The organism is Enterobacter asburiae (assembly GCA_011754535.1).
Taxonomy (GTDB): Bacteria; Pseudomonadota; Gammaproteobacteria; order Enterobacterales; family Enterobacteriaceae; genus Enterobacter; species Enterobacter cloacae_N.
In genome coordinates, this window is sequence record JAAQVN010000001.1 from 652,715 (window position 1) to 674,010 (window position 21,296).

General features: G+C 58.0%; 22 protein-coding genes. 7 read left to right on the plus strand and 15 right to left on the minus strand.

All coding sequences use genetic code 11. The features are described from left to right. The first annotated feature begins 100 nt into the window (after nt 1-100). The 3 genes from HBM95_02985 to HBM95_02995 are packed head-to-tail and all read left to right on the plus strand — an operon-like array spanning nt 101 to nt 2,701. On the plus strand, nt 101-571 hold the full coding sequence (locus HBM95_02985) for a MarR family transcriptional regulator (protein NIH41906.1): 471 nt from the start codon (nt 101-103) through the stop codon (nt 569-571). Then, entirely contained in the window at nt 568-1,635 is a 1,068-nt protein-coding gene (locus HBM95_02990; protein ID NIH41907.1) for an HlyD family secretion protein, read from the plus strand. The genes HBM95_02985 and HBM95_02990 overlap by 4 nt, the downstream gene beginning before the upstream one ends. Continuing rightward, entirely contained in the window at nt 1,625-2,701 is a 1,077-nt protein-coding gene (locus HBM95_02995) for a DUF2955 domain-containing protein (protein NIH41908.1), read from the plus strand. The genes HBM95_02990 and HBM95_02995 overlap by 11 nt, the downstream gene beginning before the upstream one ends. Here the strand turns inward: HBM95_02995 and HBM95_03000 are convergent. Further along, on the minus strand, nt 2,698-3,969 hold the full coding sequence (locus HBM95_03000; protein ID NIH41909.1) for a DUF445 domain-containing protein: 1,272 nt from the start codon (nt 3,967-3,969) through the stop codon (nt 2,698-2,700). The genes HBM95_02995 and HBM95_03000 overlap by 4 nt on opposite strands. Nucleotides 3,970-4,139: 170 nt before the next feature. Between HBM95_03000 and HBM95_03005 the strand changes: the two genes are divergently transcribed. Then, nucleotides 4,140-4,427 carry a BrnT family toxin gene (locus tag HBM95_03005; protein NIH41910.1) on the plus strand — a complete coding sequence of 96 codons (288 nt, stop codon included), beginning with the start codon at nt 4,140-4,142 and terminating at the stop codon, nt 4,425-4,427. Then, entirely contained in the window at nt 4,414-4,716 is a 303-nt protein-coding gene (locus tag HBM95_03010; GenBank protein ID NIH41911.1) for a BrnA antitoxin family protein, read from the plus strand. The genes HBM95_03005 and HBM95_03010 overlap by 14 nt, the downstream gene beginning before the upstream one ends. 30 nt (nt 4,717-4,746) lie before the next feature. On the opposite strand, the gene HBM95_03015 is transcribed toward HBM95_03010, so the two are convergent. Together HBM95_03015 and HBM95_03020 are read right to left on the minus strand one after the other, a co-directional pair. After that, on the minus strand, nt 4,747-5,385 hold the full coding sequence (locus tag HBM95_03015) for a LysE family translocator (GenBank protein NIH41912.1): 639 nt from the start codon (nt 5,383-5,385) through the stop codon (nt 4,747-4,749). 47 nt (nt 5,386-5,432) lie between these two features. Continuing rightward, entirely contained in the window at nt 5,433-6,176 is a 744-nt protein-coding gene (locus HBM95_03020; protein NIH41913.1) for an AraC family transcriptional regulator, read from the minus strand. Between the two features lie 151 nt (nt 6,177-6,327). On the opposite strand from HBM95_03020, the gene HBM95_03025 reads away from it, so the two are divergent. Next, nucleotides 6,328-7,698 carry an NAD-dependent succinate-semialdehyde dehydrogenase gene (locus tag HBM95_03025; GenBank protein NIH41914.1) on the plus strand — a complete coding sequence of 457 codons (1,371 nt, stop codon included), beginning with the start codon at nt 6,328-6,330 and terminating at the stop codon, nt 7,696-7,698. Nucleotides 7,699-7,743: 45 nt separating this feature from the next. On the opposite strand, the gene HBM95_03030 is transcribed toward HBM95_03025, so the two are convergent. Both HBM95_03030 and HBM95_03035 read right to left on the minus strand, forming a co-directional pair. Further along, entirely contained in the window at nt 7,744-8,064 is a 321-nt protein-coding gene (locus tag HBM95_03030; GenBank protein NIH41915.1) for a hypothetical protein, read from the minus strand. Then, complete coding sequence (locus HBM95_03035) at nt 8,064-8,609, minus strand: porin (GenBank protein NIH41916.1); 546 nt, start codon at nt 8,607-8,609, stop codon at nt 8,064-8,066. Before HBM95_03035 ends, HBM95_03030 begins: the two co-directional genes overlap by 1 nt. A 410-nt stretch (nt 8,610-9,019) precedes the next feature. On the opposite strand from HBM95_03035, the gene HBM95_03040 reads away from it, so the two are divergent. After that, complete coding sequence (locus HBM95_03040; GenBank protein NIH41917.1) at nt 9,020-10,378, plus strand: esterase-like activity of phytase family protein; 1,359 nt, start codon at nt 9,020-9,022, stop codon at nt 10,376-10,378. A 70-nt stretch (nt 10,379-10,448) separates the two neighbouring features. Here the strand turns inward: HBM95_03040 and yjiA are convergent, their stop codons facing one another. The 10 genes from yjiA to hpaH all read right to left on the minus strand — a co-directional run bounded on the left by yjiA (nt 10,449) and on the right by hpaH (nt 21,261). Further along, on the minus strand, nt 10,449-11,402 hold the full coding sequence (gene yjiA, locus HBM95_03045; GenBank protein NIH41918.1) for a GTPase: 954 nt from the start codon (nt 11,400-11,402) through the stop codon (nt 10,449-10,451). Nucleotides 11,403-11,412: 10 nt separating this feature from the next. Beyond that, nucleotides 11,413-11,616 (minus strand): YbdD/YjiX family protein, encoded by a 204-nt coding sequence (locus HBM95_03050; protein NIH41919.1) that lies wholly within the window; start codon nt 11,614-11,616, stop codon nt 11,413-11,415. A 51-nt stretch (nt 11,617-11,667) separates the two neighbouring features. After that, complete coding sequence (locus HBM95_03055; GenBank protein NIH41920.1) at nt 11,668-13,821, minus strand: carbon starvation protein A; 2,154 nt, start codon at nt 13,819-13,821, stop codon at nt 11,668-11,670. 190 nt (nt 13,822-14,011) lie between these two features. Further along, the gene (locus HBM95_03060) at nt 14,012-14,929 is read right to left on the minus strand and encodes a WYL domain-containing protein (protein ID NIH41921.1); all 918 of its coding nucleotides are present in this window, start codon (nt 14,927-14,929) and stop codon (nt 14,012-14,014) included. Between the two features lie 178 nt (nt 14,930-15,107). Continuing rightward, nucleotides 15,108-15,620, minus strand: a complete 513-nt coding sequence (locus HBM95_03065; GenBank protein ID NIH41922.1) for a 4-hydroxyphenylacetate 3-monooxygenase reductase subunit — start codon at nt 15,618-15,620, stop codon at nt 15,108-15,110. 17 nt (nt 15,621-15,637) lie between these two features. Beyond that, nucleotides 15,638-17,200, minus strand: coding sequence for a 4-hydroxyphenylacetate 3-monooxygenase, oxygenase component (gene hpaB / locus HBM95_03070; protein ID NIH41923.1), 1,563 nt, complete (start codon nt 17,198-17,200; stop codon nt 15,638-15,640). A 177-nt stretch (nt 17,201-17,377) separates the two neighbouring features. After that, complete coding sequence (gene hpaA, locus HBM95_03075; GenBank protein ID NIH41924.1) at nt 17,378-18,310, minus strand: 4-hydroxyphenylacetate catabolism regulatory protein HpaA; 933 nt, start codon at nt 18,308-18,310, stop codon at nt 17,378-17,380. Next, nucleotides 18,282-19,628 carry a 4-hydroxyphenylacetate permease gene (gene hpaX, locus HBM95_03080; GenBank protein ID NIH41925.1) on the minus strand — a complete coding sequence of 449 codons (1,347 nt, stop codon included), beginning with the start codon at nt 19,626-19,628 and terminating at the stop codon, nt 18,282-18,284. The genes hpaA and hpaX overlap by 29 nt, the downstream gene beginning before the upstream one ends. 21 nt (nt 19,629-19,649) lie before the next feature. Beyond that, a complete protein-coding gene (gene hpaI, locus HBM95_03085) occupies nt 19,650-20,447 on the minus strand; it encodes a 4-hydroxy-2-oxoheptanedioate aldolase (GenBank protein ID NIH41926.1) in 798 nt (265 codons plus the stop codon). Between the two features lie 10 nt (nt 20,448-20,457). Further along, on the minus strand, nt 20,458-21,261 hold the full coding sequence (gene hpaH / locus HBM95_03090) for a 2-oxo-hepta-3-ene-1,7-dioic acid hydratase (protein NIH41927.1): 804 nt from the start codon (nt 21,259-21,261) through the stop codon (nt 20,458-20,460). Between the last annotated feature and the right edge of the window lie 35 nt (nt 21,262-21,296).

The following is a 21,296-nucleotide window of genomic DNA, read 5'->3' on the forward strand; positions in this document are numbered from 1 at the left end:
GGAGAACATCCTTTTCGCAATTCCTGCGCTTTTACCTCTCGTTTCTTGATACTTACCCTGATAACTATTATCTTGCCTGCGTGTGACGAGAGGTTTCCCCATGAGTGAAGAAGAACTGTTTAGCCGCAGGCCGATGGGCATGCGGATGGCGATGATCGTGCGCCAGTGGCGTGCGGTGATCGACGACGCCATTCTCGATACCGGGTTAACCCAGTCGAGCTGGACGGTGATGATGCAGCTTCATCAGCTCGGGGATAACGTTTCAATGAGTGAGCTGGCGGAGGTGCAGGGCATTGAACTGCCGCCGCTGATGCGCACCCTGACACAGCTGGAAAAACAGGGTTACCTGCTGCGCACCACATCGCCTTATGACAAGCGCATCCGGCTTCTGACGCTGACGCCTGAGGGAAAAGCCATATTAAAAAGGCTCACTCAGGTGATTGAGACCTATCAGGCGCGCGTATCGCAACACATCGCGCCGGAACATATCGAGATTTTCAGCGCTACGTTGAATCAAATCGCCTGCAATTTGCGGACAATCCGCGAAGAAGACAACAAGACCGAAAAATAATGACCCCTGAACAAAAGTTTGCCCGCTGGGTAAGGGTGAGTATTGCCTCTTTCCTGCTGATGTTTATCTATTTTGTCGTCGCGGATATCTGGATCCCGCTGACGCCGGACTCCACCGTGATGCGCGTAGTGACGCCGGTTTCTCCGCGCGTCTCCGGCTACGTGGCGGCGGTACATGTCCACAACAACAGCCAGGTGAAGAAAGGCGATCTGCTGTTTGAGCTCGACGACACGCCGTTTCGCAATAAAGTGGAAGCGGCGCAAATCGCGCTGGAGCAGGCACGCCTGTCCAACGAACAGCTGGACGCGCAGATCGCCGCCGCGCAGGCCAGCCTGAAAACCGCGGTGCTGACGGCGCGGAACGACAAAGTGACCTTTGACCGCTACCAGAAACTGAGCACGTTACAGAACGTTTCGCAGGCAGATCTGGATAAAGTTCGCACCGCCTGGCAGAGCAGCGAGCAGTCCGTCAGCTCCATTCAGGCCAACATCCGGAACCTGCGCATCCAGCGCGGCGAGCGCGAAGAGCACCGCAACGTGACGCTGCAAAAATACCGCAACGCGCTGGATGAAGCAGAGCTGAACCTCGGCTGGACAAAGGTCTACGCCCAGGCGGACGGCACGGTCAGTAACCTGCAGTTAAGTCCCGGTTTTTACGCCTCATCCGGCTCCGCCGCGCTGGCGCTGGTAAACAACCAGACCGATATCGTGGCCGATTTCCGCGAGAAGAGCCTGCGCCATACCCATCAGGGCACCGATGCCGCCGTGGTGTTTGACGCCTTCCCGGGACAGGTGTTCCGCGCCCACGTGGCCAGCAGTGACGCGGGGATCCTCGCAGGCCAGGAGGCGGTTAACGGCCAGCTCTCCCAGCCGGAGACCTCTAACCGCTGGGTACGAGACGCCCAGCGCATGCGCATTCACGTCACGCTGGATGATTCGCTGCCGAAGCCGCTGCCAACCGGCGCGCGGGCAACCGTGCAACTCTACAACAGCGAAGGGCCGTTTGCGCGCTTCTTCTCAGGGATGCAGATCCACCTGGTGAGCCTGCTGCACTATGTCTATTAATACGCTGGCGCGGGTGTTTACCCCGCACGGCAACATCGTCTATACGGCAAACGACTTTCGCCAGACCCTGCGCATCGTCTTTGCCGGGATGATTGCCCTGAGCATATCGAGCTTCTACAACACCAGCTATGGCGTGTTTTTCGTGGTCTACCCGATCATGCTGCTGTCGCTGGTGCCGGTGTTTAACCGCCACGTGGCGAAGCAGTTTATCTTCAGCGCATCGCTAAACTGCATCGAAATGGTGATTATCATCGGCTATCTGTCGCAATGGCCGGTTATCATGACGCTGGTGGTGTTTGCCCTGTACGTGATGCGTTTTCGCTTTATGAGCAAAGGGCCGCTGTTCCTGTTTGGCTCGATGGGCGTGGTGTGCCAGAGCGTAATGCTCAACTTTATGAGCTACCCCACCACCAACTGGCACACGCTGCTGTTTTCCAACATCGAAGCGAGCGTGATGGCGGTGTGCCTGAGCGCGCTGATGAACTACCTGCTGCCAGACGTTGAGCCCCGCAAGCCGCCGCCGCTGATTGAGAAAGACGACGCCCGCGTGCGCCACGAGTCGCTGCTCTCCGGCAGCGTCGCGACGATGATTTTCGTGGTGTTTCAGATTAGCGACTTAAGCGATTCGCTCTCTGCGCTGATGGCAGGGATTCTGATCCTGTTCCCGATGCACTATCGCGGCGCGGTGATGAGCTCCATCTGGCGCGTGGCCGGGGTGGTGCTGGGCTGCCTCTATATTCTGGTGGTGCAGCTTATCCTCTACGATCACAGCAGCCATATGCTGCTGATGATGCCGCTGATTGGCCTCGGGCTGGCGTTTGGCGCGCGTCTGCACGTGATGGAGAAAGTGGGCGCGGGCGTGGGTTTTTCCAGCATCACCACCATCGGCATTATGTTCGGGCAGAACATGCACCCGGACAGCGATCTGGTGTTCAGCGATCTCTACCGCATCACCTCCGTGACATTTTCGCTGGTGGCGACGCTGACGATGGTCTTCCTGGTGCACCTGATCCTCAACCGCTTCGAGGCAACGCGCTACGTCATCGCGCCGCCCAAAGTAGATTAATGCCCCAGCACGGCAGGCAACTGCGAGAGTAAAAACAGGATCAGACCAATCGTCCCGCCCACCAGCGTGCCGTTGACGCGGATGAACTGCAGATCTTTACCGATGTTAAGCTCAATCTGGCGGGACATGTCTTTAGCGTCCCAGCTTTTGACCGTGTCGCTGATGTGGCGGGTCAGAAACGCCGCGAAATCCGGCGCAAGGCGGTGCGCGGCCTGCTCCAGATGCTCGTTCAGCGACGCCCGCAGGCTGGCGTCGTTAGACAGCGTTTCGCCAAACCACAGCCCGGCGTTGGCGATGCGTTGCTTCACGCGGGAGTCCTCGCTCTGCATATCCGCCTTCAGCCACTGGCGCAGGTCGGCCCACATCTCCCCCAGATAGCGATTAAACGCCTCGTCGTTTTTCAGGTAGTGCTTGATGTTGTCGGCTTTGGCCGCCATCTCCGGGTCGTTTTTCAGATTGTCGATAAGCTTCAGCGTGGCGCGGTCAAACGCCTGACGGATCTGGTGCGTGCGGTCGTGGCTAATATCGTCCAGCAGGGTATTCACCGCCTTTGACACCATCTCCGCGCTTTGATCGCCCAGCCACTCGGTGGGCAGCACCATCGCCTTGCGCGGGTGTTCGGTCTTCAGCCAGTGGACGATCTGGTCAGAGATAAACTCTCGCGTGCTTTCCCGCTGAATCAGGGTAATCAGGCGGTTGATGATGGCGTCCAGCAGCACCTGGTGGCGGTTGTTTTTGGTCATGCTCTCCAGCATCACGGCGCTGGTCTCGGTGAAATCCACCTTGTCGATGGCCTTATGCACCGCCCGTTTAAGCAGGCGCTGAATGCGCCCGTCATCGGTCAGTTCGAGAAAACCGCTCATCACCTGCATCAGATGCAGCCCGACGCGCTGGGCGTTGTCGGGCTTGCTGAACCAGGCGCCAATCATTTGCGCGGGTTCATAGCGGCGGATCAACGCGACCAGCGACTGGGTATCGAGAAATTTCTCCTGCACAAACTGGCCAAGATTGTCGCCAATCCGGTCCTTATTGCGCGGGATAATCGCCGTATGGCGCGAGATAAACGGAATGGGCACCCGACGGAACAGCGCGACGACGGCAAACCAGTCCGCCAGCGCGCCGACCATCGCCGCCTCGGCAATGGCCTTCACGCCGCGCACCCAGAAGGTCTGCGGCAGGAAGAGGGTGGTGATAAACGCCGCGGCGGCAACCAGCAGCAGCGACAGCGCAAGAAGCTTGGCGCGTTTGAGTTCAGCGATTTTTTCCATGGGGTAAGGATAGAGGGAAGCGGGGGGAAAGTGCAAAGAAGGAGAAGGACCTCCGCGTTTCAGCTTCTGGAATGCGCCTTCAGAAAATGAAATTGAACGATGTCGACCGGTTCAATTTACGAACGTTTTGTATATGCTTTTTTGTATATACAATAAGGGAAGGGTACACTATGCCAACGGAGTTTGAATGGGATACCAACAAAGCGAAAAGTAATCTCATTAAGCATGGGATCCGCTTTGAAGAGGCTGTTCTGGTGTTTGACGATCCTTACCATTTATCTCTGCAGGATCGTCATGAAAATGGAGAGTTCCGTTGGCAGACCATTGGTCTTGTACATGGTCTAATTGTCATTATGGTCGCACACACGGTACGTTTTGAAAGTGGTGACGAAGTCATTCGAATCATTAGCGCACGAAAGGCGAACCGTAAAGAGAGGAGCCGTTATGAGCATGGTTAAACATAAACGCGGTAGTGCGCCTGAGGTTAGCGCTCGTCGTGAGGCTGAGCTCAAAGCACTCGCCGAAAAATCGGAAGCAGAGATTGATTACAGCGATATCCCTGCCACGGGGGATGAACAGTGGTCAGGGGCGGTGCGAGGGAAGTTCTATCGACCACTCAAAACTCAGGCATCTGTACGTATCGACGCTGACGTGATGGAGTGGCTTAAACGGCCTGGAAAAGGTTATCAGACGAGGCTCAATGCTATTTTGCGTGAAGCAATGCTGCGCGATCAAAACAAAAAATAAGCAATGGGCGGCGTCAGGCTGCCCGCTATCTCAGCGTAAAATTTCCAGTAGCCGCCACAGCACCCACCCCCCAAACCCCATCAGCACCACCCCTGCCGTGCGCTCAATCCACCACAGCGAACGGCTGAGCTTCTGTTGCACCGCCGATAAGCCCATCAGCGTCACCAGCGCCAGATCCCACACCAGCACCACCATCACCATCCAGACGCCGCAGATCGCCTGCTGAAGCAGCGTGACGTCCGGCCCCAGCAGCGCCGTCATCAGCGCCAGATAGAACAGCGCGTTCTTCGGATTAAGCAGCGCCGAACCGAGCCCCAGCAGGATCTGCTTTCGCAGCGAAGGGAAGCGCTGGTGAGTTTCATTTAGCGCCAGCGCCTGAGATCGGCTGCGCACCAGATGCGAGCCGATCCACAGCAGATACAGAGCCCCGCAAAGCTCGATCAGCGTAAACAGCCACGTAAACTGGCGCAGCGCGCTCCAGCCGATAATCACCAGAACAATATAGAGCGCGTTACCCGCGGCGATGCCGACGCACAGCCCGGCGCTGCCACGCAGCCGATAGCGCGCCGCGTAGCCCACAAGCAGGAAAAAATCCGGGCCCGGGCTCAACAGCGCAACAAAATGCGCCAGCGCCAGGGCGAGAAAAGCGGAAGGGAAGAACAGTTCCATAGCGACCTCAGTTAACAATCTGAGGTCAGAGTACGGTGCTGCAGAACCTATTTATTGTCTGATATTGATCGGCCCGTGGCGTACTGGCGCGGCGTGGCGGCGGTATAGCTGACGAAGGTCTTATGAAAATGGCTCTGGTCGGCAAAGCCGCTCTGGTAGCCGACGTCGGCGATGTCGTCCCCGGCGCGCAGCCGCGCTTTGGCGAACTCCACGCGGGAGACGTTGAGAAAGCTGCCCGGCGTCAGGCCGGTGTCCTGCCGGAAGGTGCGGATCAGCGTCTCCTTGCGCAGCGAGAAGCGTTGTGCAAGCTCTTCGAGAGAGGGCGGGCAGGTGAGATCGCAAAGAAATGCCTGCTGAACCTGCTGGCTGGTTGAGCGAAGCGCGTCTGCGTTATACGCGCAGCGGGGAAGGGCAGAAAGCAGCGTGTCCAGGGATGCAGGCGACATCGTCTCAACAATATCAAGGTAGTGCCTAAAGAGCGTAGGGTCGCGAATCACCTGTAGCGCCAGCGGAAGCTCGGTGTCGATATAGAGCATATGGTAGCTGCGCGGCTGCCCGGCGACGGGGTTGCAGCTGTGCGGCGCAGAGGCCGGGATCACAATGAGGTCCCCGGGATGAAGGATGTACTCTCTGTCATGACACACGCAGCAGGTCTGGCCTTCCACAATCGCGCCGATGGAGAGCTGAGGGTGACTATGGCGTTTGTACGCCTGCGTGCTCTGCCAGGTGCTGCGCAGCTCAAGGCCCTGGGTACGGTGAAAAGTCTGGCGAACGTGTCGGGTATCGGTCATGGGAACTCCTTCTGGAGGTTTTTTATACCACGTCAGCGAACCGTCTGGCAGCGCTTCATTAAGAACCTTCCGGATATACCCAACTTTACCTCCATCGCCAGTCATGTTGACTACCCTTAATACCCTAAGCGGTAAAACAAGGAGATTCGACATGGCTTATCAGACAGTAAATCCTGCCACTAACCAGCTCATCAAAGAATACCCCTCACATACCGACGCGGATATCGAAGCGGCGCTCAGGGCGGCCGATGCGCTTTATCATTCCGAGTGGGCGAAAGGCGACATCAACCAGCGCCTGCCGGTGCTGCATAAGCTCGCCGACCTGATCGACGAGCGCGTGGAGGATCTGGCGAAAATTGCCAGCCAGGAGATGGGTAAGCTCATCGAACAGAGCCGCGGCGAGGTGAAGCTGTGCGCGCAGATCGCCCGCTACTACGCCGACAACGCGAAGCAGTTCCTGGCCCCGGTGAAGTATGACTCTGAACTCGGGGAAGCGTGGGTGGAGCATCACCCCATCGGCGTGCTGATGGCCGTTGAGCCGTGGAACTTCCCGTATTACCAGTTGATGCGCGTTCTGGCGCCGAACCTGGCTGCGGGGAACCCCGTCATCGCCAAGCATGCCAGCATCGTGCCGCACTGCGCCGAGATCTTTGCGCACCTGGTGCGCGAGGCGGGGGCGCCGGAAGGTGCGTGGACCAACCTGTTTATCTCGTCCGAGCAGGTGGCGAACATCATTGCCGACGATCGCGTACAGGGCGCAGCGCTGACCGGCTCTGAAAAGGCCGGCAGCGTGGTGGCCGCGCAGGCGGCGAAGCACATCAAAAAATCTACGCTGGAGCTGGGCGGTAACGACGTCTTCGTCGTGTTGGATGATGCAGACCTGGAGAAGGCCGTCAAAATTGGCGTGAATGCGCGGCTCAACAACGCCGGGCAGGTCTGTACCGCGGCGAAGCGCTTTATCCTGCATGAAAAGATTGCGGATGCCTTCCTGAGCAAATTCACCGAAGCGTTTAAGCAGGTGAAAATCGGCGATCCGTTGGACGAAAGCACCACGCTGGGGCCGCTGTCGTCTAAAGATGCGCTGGAAACGCTCACCAGACAGGTTAACGAGGCGGTGAAAAACGGTGCCACACTGCATTATGGTGGCAAGCCGGTGCAGCGCGACGGGAGCTTCTTCGAACCGACGATCCTGACGAATATCTCCCGTGACAACCCGGCGTACTTCGAAGAGTTCTTCGGTCCGGTGGCGCAAATGTACGTGGTGAAAAACGACGACGAGGCGGTCGCCCTGGCAAACGACTCCCACTACGGCCTGGGCGGGGCGGTGTTCAGCCAGGATATCGAGCGCGCGAAGAAAATGGCGTCGCGGATCGAGACCGGTATGGTGTATATCAACTGGCTCACCGATACCGCGCCAGAACTGCCGTTCGGCGGCGTTAAGCGCTCCGGCTACGGGCGCGAGCTGTCGGATCTGGGTATCAAAGAGTTTGTGAACCAGAAGCTGGTGGTGGTGCGTAAGTAAGAGGTAATAAAAAACCTGCCAGCCGGCAGGTTTTTTTTAAAGGGATTATTGCACTTCGATCTTGTCCCAGCCGCTTTTAAACATGCAGCTGTCGACTAACGTATCCCGGCGATATTCATTCGCGTCTTCTACCGTGTAGCTCGTGGAAATATCCTTTTTCTTGTTCTTTTTGTCCGTTTTTTCCGAGCTCGAACCGGTCACTACGTTATCCGGGGGCAGATCGATCAGGGCCTGCGCTTCGCATTCCGTGAGCTTTTTATTCATCTCAGTATCGCTGACGCCCGGTTTTACCCATTTGTACTGGACGCACCCGGTGAGCATCAGCGTGAGGCTCAAAACGCAAAGCGCGGTGATGCGGTGTTTCATCAGAAGCTGACTCCACCGCCTACATATGCGCCGTCAATCAGGGTGTGGTTTGGACGACCATCTTTGCCGTCAACGCTCACGTGGCGGTAGCCCACTTTCAGCGTAACCGGTTTGATTGGGGTCCAGCTTACGCCGCCGTTGGCTTCTACGTAATTTTTCACGCTGTTGTTCAGGCCTTCTGGTGCCGCATAGCCTTCACCGTACACGTGGATGCTGTCGGTCAGCGCAACGTTTACGCCGCCGCCAATCGGGAAAGCAACGCCGTTATCGCCTTTTTTCGGGCCGATGTAGATGGCTTTTGCGCCCGCGTTCAGCATCACCGGGCCCACTTCCAGGTTGTAACCTGCGCCCACGCCGCCAGTCTGGGTACCGTCGTCGGTGTTTTTCAGCCAGTTACTTTCGAGATAAACACCGGATGAGGATTTCCCCATTTCCAGATTGAGGTTGGTAAAGTTTTTACCCTGTTCAATGCTGCCGCCCATTGCCAGTGCGGAACCTGATACGGCAGCCAGAGCAGAAAGGAGAAGGATATTCATTTTTTTCATGTTTCGTGCCTCATCATCAAATTAATCTGGGGGCACCTTAACAAGCGATGTTTATGACTGCAAATGTGATGCAAATCGACTTTTAATGCTGGTATTGTTAATTTTTTTATCTTTATTTGTAACGCCAAGGTTGGGTTGTTGGTGTGTCAACGCACAAATTTCAGGCGTTGAGGAACAGTTTAATTTTGTGACTAAACGAAATCTGAACGAGCCGGGGATAGTAATTTGAGATGAATTAATTGGGATTCTAATAATTTCCAATTCCATTTCTAAAATCACATAAAAAAACAATTTTTTACAACTTTGTGGTCAATATTCGTTCAGATGCCCGGCCACGTTTTCGTTCTATGTCATTTTTCTGACACGTTTGTTCATTACGTTGTGGGCTTCACTTTCTGGATACTAACAATATGAAAAGAAGAATTATTCCTGTGCTTATCGGTTGTGCGCTCTCTTTCTCTGGCCTGGCGGCGCAGCCCACGGCGGAGCGCTATGTCGTCAGCTTCCCTGACGGCTCACACGTAAAATACAGCGGCGCGTTTGCCGACGCGTTTCCGAATGGACTCCCGGTGGGGATTGGTTCTGGCCTGCTGTTTACGGGCAAGCAGGGCGATGCCCTTACCTTCGCGACCGTGACCGATCGCGGTCCCAACGCCGATGCGCCCAAAATGGGCAAAAACGAAGCCAAAATTTTTGTCACTCCGGATTTCGCGCCGCTACTGATGACTATCCGCGTTCAGAACGGCAAAGCTGAGGCAACGGATGCCCGCCCGCTGCATGATGATAAAGGCGAGATTAACGGCCTGCCGCTGCAAAGCGGCGTGATTGGCTCCACCAATGAAGTGGCGTTCAGCGATACCCTCAAAATTCTGAAGGGTGACAACCGCGGGCTGGACACGGAAGGCATCACCCCGGACGGCAAAGGCGGCTTCTGGCTGTGCGACGAGTATGGCCCGTTCCTGATTAACGTCGACAGCAAAGGGAAAATTCTGGCGATCCACGGGCCGCAGGCTGCGGAAGGGGAAAAATCCATCGCAGGTGGTCTGCCAAACGTCATCAAATGGCGCCAGCCGAACCGTGGCTTTGAAGGCCTGACCCGGATGCCGGACGGGCGTATTATCGCCGCCGTGCAAAGCACGCTGGATATCGACGGTAAGAGCAAAAAGCAGGCATTGTTTACGCGTCTGGTCAGCTTCGACCCGGCGACCGGGAAAACGGCGATGTACGGCTACCCCATCGACAGCGCGGCCTACAGCAAAAACAGCGATGCTAAAATCGGCGACATCGTGGCGCTGGATGACCAGCACGTCCTGCTGATTGAGCAGGGTGAGGATAAAAACGACGCGATGCGTAACCTTATCTACAAGGTGGATCTGAGCAAGGCGAGCGACCTGACCGCCTTCGACAAGCCGGGCGAGTACCCGGAGTTTGATGATGAGAAAACCCTGGTGCAGCGCGGCATTACCCTTGCTGCAAAAACGCAGGTCGTCGATCTGCGCGCGCTGGGTTGGCAGCAAGAGAAAGCCGAAGGGCTGGCGCTGATCGACAGCAAACGGCTTGCGGTGGCGAACGATAACGACTTTGGCGTGAAGGTGGCGATGCAGCACACGGTCGAGGGCAAAAAGCTCAAGGATTATCGAGTGAACGCGGAAGGCAAGCTGACGCTGGATGATAAACCGGTGGAAACCACGCTCAGCGTGAAGCCGCTGAAGAAGCCGGAGTCAGACAGCGAGCTATGGATTGTGACGCTGCCGGAGGCGTTGAAATAATACCAGGCGTAACCCCGCACCCCTCACCCTAACCCTCTCCCCGCAGGGGAGAGGGGATTGTTCGGTGCGGTTATTTTTTCAGACCCGCAAACGCCGCCCGAATCTCTTCTTCCGGCAACTGTATGCCAATAAACACCATCACGCTGTGCGGTGGTTCATCGCCCCACGGGCGATCCCAGTCGGCGCTGTACAGGCGCTGTACGCCCTGGAACAGCAGACGGTTCGGCTCGCCGTCTATCCACAGCATCCCTTTGTAGCGCAGCAGCTTGTCGGCAAACGACAGCAGCAGGTTTTCCATCACGCGGGAGACCTCGCTGATGTCCACCGGGTAGTCCAGCTCCACCACAATCGACGCCACGTCGTTTTGCTTGTCGGACATAAAGTGGAAGCGCGGTTTCGCAGTGACGTTCTCCTCCAGCATAAAGCCGTTGGTGTTGAACAGCTGAGACAGATCGATGTCTCCATGCGTCACCGTGTAAATCGGCGCGCGGGAATTAATGCGCGTCAGCCGCTCGCGCAGTTTTTCGCTGGGTCCCGCCACGTCGGTTTTGGTCAGCAGGATGCGGTCGGCGTAGCCCACCTGAGACTGGGCGATGGTGAACTGGTTCATCTGCTCGTCGGCGTGAACCGCATCCACCAGGGCAATCACGCCGTCCAGCAGGTAGCGCTGGCAAAGAATCTCATGGGAGAAAAAGGTCTGAATGATCGGGCCGGGGTCGGCCATGCCGGTGCACTCGATCACCAGACGGTCAAAGTCGATGTCGCCACGATCGCGGCTGTCGAGCAGGTCCAGCAGGGCGTCTTCTAATTCATTAGAGCGGGTGCAGCAGATGCAGCCGTTGGTGAGGGTTTTGATCTGAGTGGCGCGATCGCCAATCAGCTGATCGTCAACCGAGACTTCGCCAAATTCGTTTTCGATGACGGCGATTTTGAAGCCGTGCTGCTCGTTCAGGATGTGGCGCAGCAGGGTGGTTTTACCGGCGCCGAGGAAACCGGTCAGCAGGGTAACGGCAATCGGGGTCATGGTCTCTCCTTTAGCAGCAGCGGACGCCGCCTTCTCCACTTCCGCCGTAGCGCGCTTCCTGACGCTCGCGGAAGAATTCGGTGTAGGTCATGTACGGCTTGTCCGGATGATTGGTCTTCATATGCTCAACATAGTTGTCATAGTCCGGAATGCCAATCAGCATTTTCGCAGCCTGACCGAGGTATTTTTTCGCTTGTCCTAAGTTACCAAACATCGCAAATCCTGATAAGAATCAAGCCCTGCATTCGCAGGGCTTGATGGCCTATTAATGATGTGAAGAGGTTTTCACGCCGCCTTCCGGTACCGGCACGTACGGGGTTTCTTTATCCGTACGGCCTTCGGTGTTGCGCACTTTCATCCAGGTTTTGATGCCGTAGAAGATAATGCTGTACACCACCACCAGGAACAGAATGCTCAGACCTGCGTTGGTGTAGTTGTTCACCACGATATGGTTCATGTTGGCAATCTGCTGGGCGGTCAGATCCGCGCCGCCTGCGGCAATCTTCTCTTTGTACTGGTTAGCCATGAAGAAGAAGCCTTCCAGCTGTGGGTTGGTGCTGAACAGCTTCAGGCCCAGCGCCCAGGTGGTGCAGAGCAGCAGCCACAGCGCGGGAACGACGGTCACCCAGATGTATTTGGTGCGTTTCATCTTCACGAGGACAACGGTGCCCAGCACCAGGGCTACGGCTGCCAGCATCTGGTTAGAGATACCGAACAGCGGCCACAGGCTCTTCACGCCGCCGAGCGGGTCAACAACGCCCTGATACAGCAGATAACCCCACAGACCTACGCAGCCGGCAGTACCCAGAACACCCGCTACCAGAGAGTCGGTTTTCTTCAGGAACGGCACGAAGTTGCCGAGCAGATCCTGCAGCATGAAGCGGCCCGCACGGGTACCTGCATCCAGCGCGGTGAGGATGAACAGCGCTTCAAACAGAATACCGAAGTGGTACCAGAAACCCATGTCCGCCCACGGCAGCACTTTGTGGAATACGTGTGCGATACCCACTGCCAGCGTCGGCGCACCGCCTGCACGGTTCAGCACTGACGGCTCGCCGATGTCTTCCGCGGTCTGCATGATCTGCTCAGGCGAAATCACGAAGCCCCAGGAGCTGACGGTTGCCGCCGCGTGTGCGCTGGCGTCTTTCAGCTGCGCCATGATCAGCGCGGTATTTTCGCCACCCATCTCGTGCAGGTTTGGCATGGTGATGCCCAGACCCGCCGGCGGGGTGTTCATCGCGAAGTACAGACCTGGCTCGATGATAGATGCCGCGACCAGCGCCATAATCGCCACGAAGGACTCCATCAGCATTGCGCCGTAACCGATGAAGCGCGCGTCGGTTTCGTTGGCCATCAGCTTCGGCGTGGTGCCGGAGGAGATCAGCGCGTGGAAGCCAGACACGGCACCGCAGGCGATGGTTATAAACAGGAACGGGAACAGGGCGCCTTTCCACAGCGGACCGGTACCGTCAATATACTGCGTCACCGCCGGCATTTTCAGCTCAGGGTTGATGAGCACAATCCCGATCGCCAGCCCGACGATCACGCCGATTTTCAGGAAGGTCGCCAGGTAGTCGCGCGGAGCCAGAATCAGCCACACCGGCAGCAGGGCGGAAACGAACGCGTAACCGATCAGCGCGAAGGTGATGGTGGTGTCTTTAAAGGTCAGCGCCGGGCCCCAGTACGGGTCGTGCGCAATCACGCCGCCGAAGTAGATGGAGGCGACCAGCAGCACGATACCGATGACCGACACTTCGCCCACGCGGCCAGGGCGCAGGAAGCGCATGTAGATGCCCATGAACAGCGCAATCGGTACGGTAGAGCAGACGGTGAAGACGCCCCACGGACTTTCGGCCAGTGCCTTCACCACGATCAGCGCCAGCACCGCCAGGATGATGATCATAATCAGGAAGCAGCCGAAGAGGGCGATCGTGCCCGGCACGCGGCCCATCTCTTCTTTGATCATCTCGCCCAGCGACGAGCCGTTACGGCGTGAGGAGATAAACAGCACCATAAAGTCCTGCACCGCCCCCGCCAGCACCACGCCCGCCAGCAGCCAGAGCGTACCCGGCAGGTAGCCCATCTGCGCGGCCAGCACCGGGCCGACCAGCGGGCCCGCGCCTGCAATGGCGGCAAAGTGGTGACCAAACAGCACGTAGCGGTTGGTTGGCACGTAGTTCAGGCCGTCGTTGTTAATGACCGCCGGGGTGGCGCGGGTCGGGTCGAGCTTCATGACCTTCTGCGCGATGTACAAGCTGTAGTAGCGATAAGCCACAAGATAGACGGAGACAGACGCGACCACGATCCACAGGGCGCTTACGTGTTCGCCCCGGCGCAATGCGACAACCGCCAGACAGAAAGCACCGAGGATCCCGAGTAAGGCCCAGGGCACGTGCTTAAGTAGTTTTTTAGTATCCATAGTAAGACCTGGTTTTTTATGTAATGAAAAAAGGGTCAGGGTTCGTTGTGAGGAGGTATTGATAATGCTGGAGCGATCGTGCCAGATCCGCGCGCGCGTAAAGGGCGGTAAATGCGTGAGTGGTTGAAAGTGACGGGTGAGCGGTCAAAGAACGCGGCGAGTGGTTAAGGCTCGCCGCTGGCGGGGGAAATTATGTGATTGAGATCACGTGGTTTTCCGGGCTGCGCTCCATCGACAGGTAGTTTTCCAGCGTCTTGATGAGCTTCTCCTTCAGCCAGCTCGGCTCCAGGATCTGAATATTCGGCAGCCAGTAGAACAGCAGCGGCAGGATCTGGTTTTCGTGTGCTGCCTGGCAGCGAAGCGTGACGCCGCCGCGTTGCTGCTCCAGCAGCTCTTGTTCCGGCAGGAGATCGCGGCGCAGGAAGTAATGTGAAATATTATCCTTAATGAATATTTTCACGGTGAAAGTAGTTTCGGAAACCCACGGGTCGAGGCTTTTTTCCAGCAATGCCCGCACATTTTCATCAGAGGTAAAAACGTTTTTTTGAATATCAAACCAGCTAATCTGGCTTAATGAAAAGGATTTCAACCGGCTATTTTCGGTAGCTTGTAAATACCATATATTTTTTTTGTTAATGAGTTTATAGGGATTAATCAGACGGGTTTTACCCTTATAAACGATCTGACAAACATTATGGTTCTTAATCGATTTCTCGATTTTTGCTAAATGGCGGCGGATATCACGCTGTACCGTGTGCTCTGCGTCATTACCGAGGATGAGAATATGGTTTTCGTCGACGCGCGCCTCCAGTTTTTGCCAGAAGTCCGTATTTCTTTCAGGGAAAAAATTATCGGCATTCAGGAAGTTAGCCAGAGCGTGATGTAATCCCTGCCCGCCGGGAGATTGGGCGGAGTGGATCAGCCGATATAGCCCGTTACCGGTATGTTCAACAATGGGCGAGAGCGCATTTAAATCCCGGTAGACGGTACGCTCGGTAATTTTAAATTTCTCCATTATCGCACTGCGGTTTACCACGCCATGTAAATGTAGCTCAAGGAGAATATCGACCAGACGTTCAGCCGAGCGGCTCCGCGTCGTTTTAGCCATAAGGTCTTCCTGTATATTGGGTATGCGCTGAACAATGCAAAAAGCACTGACCGGAGATGTCAGTATTCAGGCACAGAAAATTTCTCTTATGGATATATAACGGCGTGATTTAGCGGAAACCTTAGGAATTTTTGTAGAAAGCGGCGCTGGCCCGAAAAAAGGCCAGCGCGAGGGGGGATCACACGGCGGCTTCCGCCTCCATCATGACCGGATGGAAACGACGCCTGAAGTAGATCAGGCCGTGTCCCGCGTCACTCAGGATGATGTTTTTCACTTCGACAAGATAAACCAGATGCGTGCCGATGGTTTGCACCTGAGTAATCTCGCCTTCGAGGCTGGCCAGCGCGCCTTTCAGCACCGGCTGCGCCAGCAGGCCTTTCTGCCAGCAGGAGAGGGCGAAGCGCTCCTCCATTGTCATGGCGGTCATTCCGGCGAAGTGGCGGGCCATGATCTCCTGCTCGTGGTTCAGCACGTTAACGCACAGCCTGCCGTTGCCCTGAAAGACCGGGTTCATGGCGCTGTTGGCGTTGATGCACACCATCACCGACGGCGGAGTATCCGTCACCGAGCAGACGGCGGTGGCGGTAATGCCGCAGCGGCCCGCCTCGCCCTCGGTGGTGACCACATTGACCGCCGCCGACAGGCTGCTCATTGCGTCGCGAAAACGCAGGCGTTGTTCATCTAAATGCATTGCAACCTCCCGCTGCGCTATTTCAGCAGCTTGTCGAGCATGTTGATATCGCTGTTGTTGTGCAGGTGCGGCACCGTCCAGCCGTGCTGGTCGTATTCGGACATGCAGCGGTCGACCATCGCCATCATTTTGTCCATGTTGCCGGAGCTCTGCGCCTGACGCAGGCACTGCAGGCGGATCTCATCCTGGCTGCCGGAGTAGTTGATTTCGTACAGCTCGTGGCGGCCGCCAAACTCGCTGCCGATGGCGTCCCACATCAGTTTTAAAATCTTGATGCGTTCAACGTGGTCCATACCGTTGGAGCCGCGCACGTATTTCGCCAGATACTGGTCGATCTGCGGGTTGTTCAGATCCCGGGCGCTGGACGGCAGGTAGATCAGCCCGGACGTCACGTTACGCTCGATGATGTTCTTGATCTTCGCGTAGGCCATCGGGGCCATGACGCGGTAGGTTTGCAGCGCGGCGTGATCCGGCAGATACGCGCCGTTTACCCACGGGGTGGCTTCGGAACACATGGAGTCGCTCAGCGCCCAGAACATATTGCGCCAGGCCACCACTTCGCCGAGATCCGCCTGTACGCCGCGGAACTCCAGGGTACCGGTGCACTCCAGGGATTTCTTCAGCAGGGCGGTGATGAAGTCGAGCTTCACCGCCAGGCGCACGCAGGCCTGCAGCGGGTACATGCGTGCAAAGCCGCCCTCCATCGTCCAGCGACGGCAGCGGTCGAAATCGCGGTAGATCAGCACGTTTTCCCACGGGATCAGCACGTGATCCATCACCAGAATCGCGTCGTTCTCATCGAAGCGGCTGGAGAGCGGGTAGTCGTACGGGGAGCCGGTAGCGCCTGCCACCATCTCGTAAGAGGCGCGGGAGATCAGCTTCACGCCTTCGGCATCCATCGGCGCGACGAACATCAGCGCGAAGTCCGGGTTTTCACCCATCACCTGCGCGGAGCCGAAGCCGATCATGTTGTAGTGGGTCAGCGCCGAGTTGGTTGCCACCACTTTCGCACCGCTGACGATAATCCCGGCGTCGGTCTCTTTCTCCAGCTTGATGTAGACGTCTTTCACCTCGTCCGCAGGCTTGTGGCGGTCGATCGGCGGGTTAACGATGGCGTGGTTGAAGTACAGGCCGGTTTCCTGAATGCGGGTGTACCAGTTGCGGGCGTTCTGCTCGAACTGGCCGTAGAAGGCCGGGTTGGCGCCGAGCGCGCAGCCGAACGCGGCCTTGTAGTCCGGCGTACGTCCCATCCAGCCGTAGCTCAGGCGCGACCACTCAGCGATGGCGTCGCGCTGCTGGCGAAGGTCGTCGGCGCTTTTCGCCACGCGGAAAAACTTGTGGGTATAGCCGCCGCTGCCGGTGTCGGTGCCCCAGCAGAGCGTGTCCTGCATGTCCGGCTTGTGCAGGGCGTCGTACATCTGCGCGATGGAGGCCGCCGCGTTGCGAAACGCCGGATGGGTGGTGACGTCTTTGACGCGCTCGCCGTAGATATAAATCTCACGACCGTCCTGCAGGCTTTTTAAATACTCTTCGCCGGTTAACGGACGTTTGGCGTCTGCGCGAAAATCTTCAGGCTTCATAGGGACCTCGTATCGGAATTGGGTTGTTAAATTTATGTTTTGTTTTTGTTGTTTAATTGAAGCCTGAGAGGGGCGAGGCGTGAAGGGACGATTGGGACAACGGCGGGTACTTTTCGCGAGAGATCGCAGAGTGTGATTTCCCTCACCCTAACCCTCTCCCAAAGGGAGAGGGGACGGTTACTCCCTCTCCCTTTGGGAGAGGGCAGGGGTGAGGGGAACAGGCGACACCGGTACTTTCTGCGCCCGATACGCGCTCGGTGAGCACCCCACTAATCGGTTAAAAAACCGGGCAAAATAGGCAGGATCCTTAAACCCCAGCTGCCAGGCAATCTCGCTGACCGCGCTGTCGGAGAAGAGCAGCAGCCGTCTGGCTTCGCGCAGCTGGCGGTCGAAGATCAGCCGCTTCGGCGGGCGGTTGGCAAAGCGGCGGCAGATATCGGTCAGGCGGGATTCGGTGAGGTGCAGCTCGCCAGCGTATTCCGGCACCGTCCAGTGCTGGTGGTAGTGCGCATCAATCAGCTGGGTAAAGCGCTGGAACAGCTTCAGCTCGCCGCGCATACCGCCCGAAGCGTGGTCGTCGAGCTTTGCGTTGCGCAGCAGCAGGGTAAAGACCGCCTGCGCCAGCAGGACCAGCGTGTGCTCGCGCCCCGGCAGCTGTTCCGTGGATTCCCGGGCAATCAGCTGCCAGTAATGCTTCAGCGCCGCCAGCTCGTCCGGCCTGTCGGCCAGCGAGAGGCAGATCCCCGGCAGGCCGAAAGCTTCCCGGGTGCCGGGGTAGAGCACCTCCAGCAGCGGCCAGATCAGATCCTCGCGTACCGTCAGCACGTGGCCGTCGCTGTCGGATTCGGTGATAAACGCGTGCGGCACCGACGGCGGCGTGAGGACGAACAGCGGGGCCTGCACCGAGTAGCGGTGATCGTCGAGCTGGAGCTCAATTTGCCCGGTATCGAGAAAGTGCATCTGAAAATACTGATCATGACGATGCGCCTGCATGTCGCGGCCAAAAAAGGCCGCCATGCGGGCGAACGACTGGTAGTGCACATCGTCGGTGCCCAGACTTTCGTCGTACTCCTTGCTGATATCAATGTTGGCGATAGGGCTCTGGCACATGCTCGTTCCTCTGTTGATCCCGCTGCGTCATCGGAATGCGCGTCAGCACCAGCGCGCCGACCACCAGCAGCCCGGCCACAAACCACAGCCCGGAGCTGAAGCTGCCGGTCGCGTCGCGCAGGATCCCAATCAGCAATGGGCTGACGGCGGATCCGACGTTGCCGATGGCGTTGATCACTGCCAGCGCCACCGCCCGGGACTGCAGGCTAATAACCTGGTCCGGCGTGGTCCAGAATATCGCCATGGCGGTAAAGGATCCGGTTGAGGCCATAATGATGCCAAGCAGCTGGATCAGGCTGTGATCGGTGGCTGAGGCCAGCATCCATCCCGCCGCAGCGAACAGGTACGGCAGGATGGTGTGCTTTTTTCGCTCTTTCAGCCTGTCGGAGCGGCGGCTCCACCAGATCATCCCGAGGATGGTGCAAAACTGCGGGATCGCCGCCAGCAGGCCGATGACGATGTTGCTGCTGCCCGTGTTGAAGCTTTGCAGGATCTGTGGCGTCCAGATGTTAATGGCGCTCAGGGTGTTGGTCAGGCAGAAGTAGGCCAGCGTGTAGAGCAGCACCGCAGGCGTCAGCACCTCGCGCAGCGTCGATCGCGGCGTGACGGATTGGGCAATGGCGACCTCCTGCTCGCGGGCGATCATCGCTTTCAGCGCCCGCTTTTCGTCATCGTCCAGCCAGGTGGCCTGATCCGGCGTGTCGTTGAGGTAAAACCAGGTCACCAAGCCGAGCACCACCGACGGCAGCCCCTCCAGCAGGAACAGCCACTGCCAGCCCTTCAGGTTCCATAGCCCGTCCATCGCCAGAATGTAGCCGGAGAGGATCGAGCCAAGCATCATGGTCACCGGCATGGCGATCATAAACAGCGCGTTGGCGCGGGCGCGGTGATAGGCCGGGAACCACCAGGTGAGATAGACCAGGATCCCCGGCAGGAAGCCAGCTTCGGCGATGCCCACCAGCATGCGCAGGACGTAGAGCGTTTCAGGGCTGGTGGCGAACATGGTGCAGGTGGAGGCGATGCCCCACACCACCATGATCCCGGCGATCCAGCGGCGAGCGCCGATTTTCGCCAGCATGATGTTGCTCGGGATCCCGCACAGCACGTAGGTGACGTAAAACAGCGTCGCGGCCAGGCCAAACATGGTCGACGTGAGGCCCAGATCTTTACCCATCGTCAGCCCGGCAAAGCCGATGTTGATGCGGTCAAGGAACGAAAAGACAAACAGGATAAAGAGAAACACGATCAAACGACGGAACAGCTTGTTGATCGCGCGATGTTCTATAGCTTTCATATCTTGCAGGGTAGAGGTCGTCATGCTGCGCTCCAGATCTTACGTTTAGTAGACGGATTTATTGTTATTCACTGACGTAACCGGTTGTTCGATAAAGCGCGCCGCCAGCGCTTCGGCGCCGCGGGCGAGCAGGGTGGTGTCGACGCCGACGGCGACAAACAGCGCGCCGAGTTCAAGGTAGCGTTTCGCCAGCTGCTCGTTCGCCATCAGAATGCCGGGGGCTTTACCCGCCGCACGGATCTGCGCGATTGCCTGCTCGATGGCGGCCTGCACCTCTGGGTGCTGCGGGTTGCCGGCAAAGCCCATGTCGGCGCTCAGATCCGCCGGGCCGATAAACACGCCGTCGACCCCTTCCACGTCCAGGATCTGCGGCAGGTTTTTCAGCGCCTCGCGGGTTTCAATCTGCACCAGCACGCACATGGCGTCGTTGGCCTGCTGCAGGTAGTCCGGGATGCGGTTCCAGCGCGAGGCGCGCGCCAGGGCGCTGCCGACGCCGCGAATGCCCGCGGGCGGGTAGCGGGTGGCACGTACCGCCAGCAGCGCCTCGTCGGCGTTTTGCACCATCGGCACCAGCAGGGTTTGCGCCCCCACGTCCAGCAGCTGTTTGATCTGCACCGGGTCGTTCCACGAAGGGCGCACCACCGGCTGGCTGGTGTACGGCGCGATAGCCTGCAGCTGGGTTAAGACGGTCTGCACGCTGTTCGGCGCGTGCTCGCCGTCGATCAGCAGCCAGTCGAAGCCTGCCCCCGCCAGCAGCTCGGCGCTGTAGCTGCTGGTCAGCCCCAGCCATAACCCGATTTGCGGACGGCCCGCCTGCAGCGCCGCTTTGAATACGTTTTGCATGTTTGTCTCCTTACACAAAGCGGCAGCTGATGGAGCCCATGCTGCCGTAGTCGACGTGGAAGGTGTCGCCTCTGCTGGCCGGCACCGGGCGGGTAAACGAGCCGCCGAGGATTATTTGTCCCGGCTCAAGCTGCACGTCGTACGGCGCAAGCTTGTTCGCCAGCCACGCCACGCCGTTCGCCGGGTGGTTAAGCACGCCTGCGGCAACGCCGGTCTCTTCGATCACGCCGTTGCGGTAGAGCAGGGCGGAGATCCAGCGCAGATCCAGCTCGTCGGGCTTAATCGGGCGACCGCCGAGGATCACCCCCGCGTTGGCGGCGTTATCGGAGATAGTGTCGAACACCTTGCGCGGGCGCTGGGTTTCCGGGTCGACGTTGTGGCAGCGGGCATCGATCAGCTCCAGCGCGGGGATGACGTAGTCCGTGGCGTTGTAGACGTCGAAGATCGTGCAGTTCGGGCCGCGCAGCGGTTTTGCCAGTACGAAGGCCAGCTCCACTTCGATGCGCGGGACGATGAAGCGATCGACGGGGATGTCGCTGCCGTCGTGGAAGAACATGTCGTCCAGCAGCGCGCCGTAGTCCGGCTCGCTGATCTGCGAGCTGGCCTGCATCGCTTTGGAGGTGAGGCCGATCTTGTGGCCTTTCAGCACGCGGCCTTCGGCGATTTTCAGGCTCACCCATTCGCGCTGGACGGCATAGGCGTCTTCAATCGTAATCTCCGGGTACTCAAGGGAGATCGCACGGATCTGCTCCCGGGACTGCTCCGCCTGATGCAGGCGATGGGCGATCAGGGTATGGGTATGTTTGTCGAGCATGGCGATATCCTGTTATACGTTTGTTTTCTCCCTCT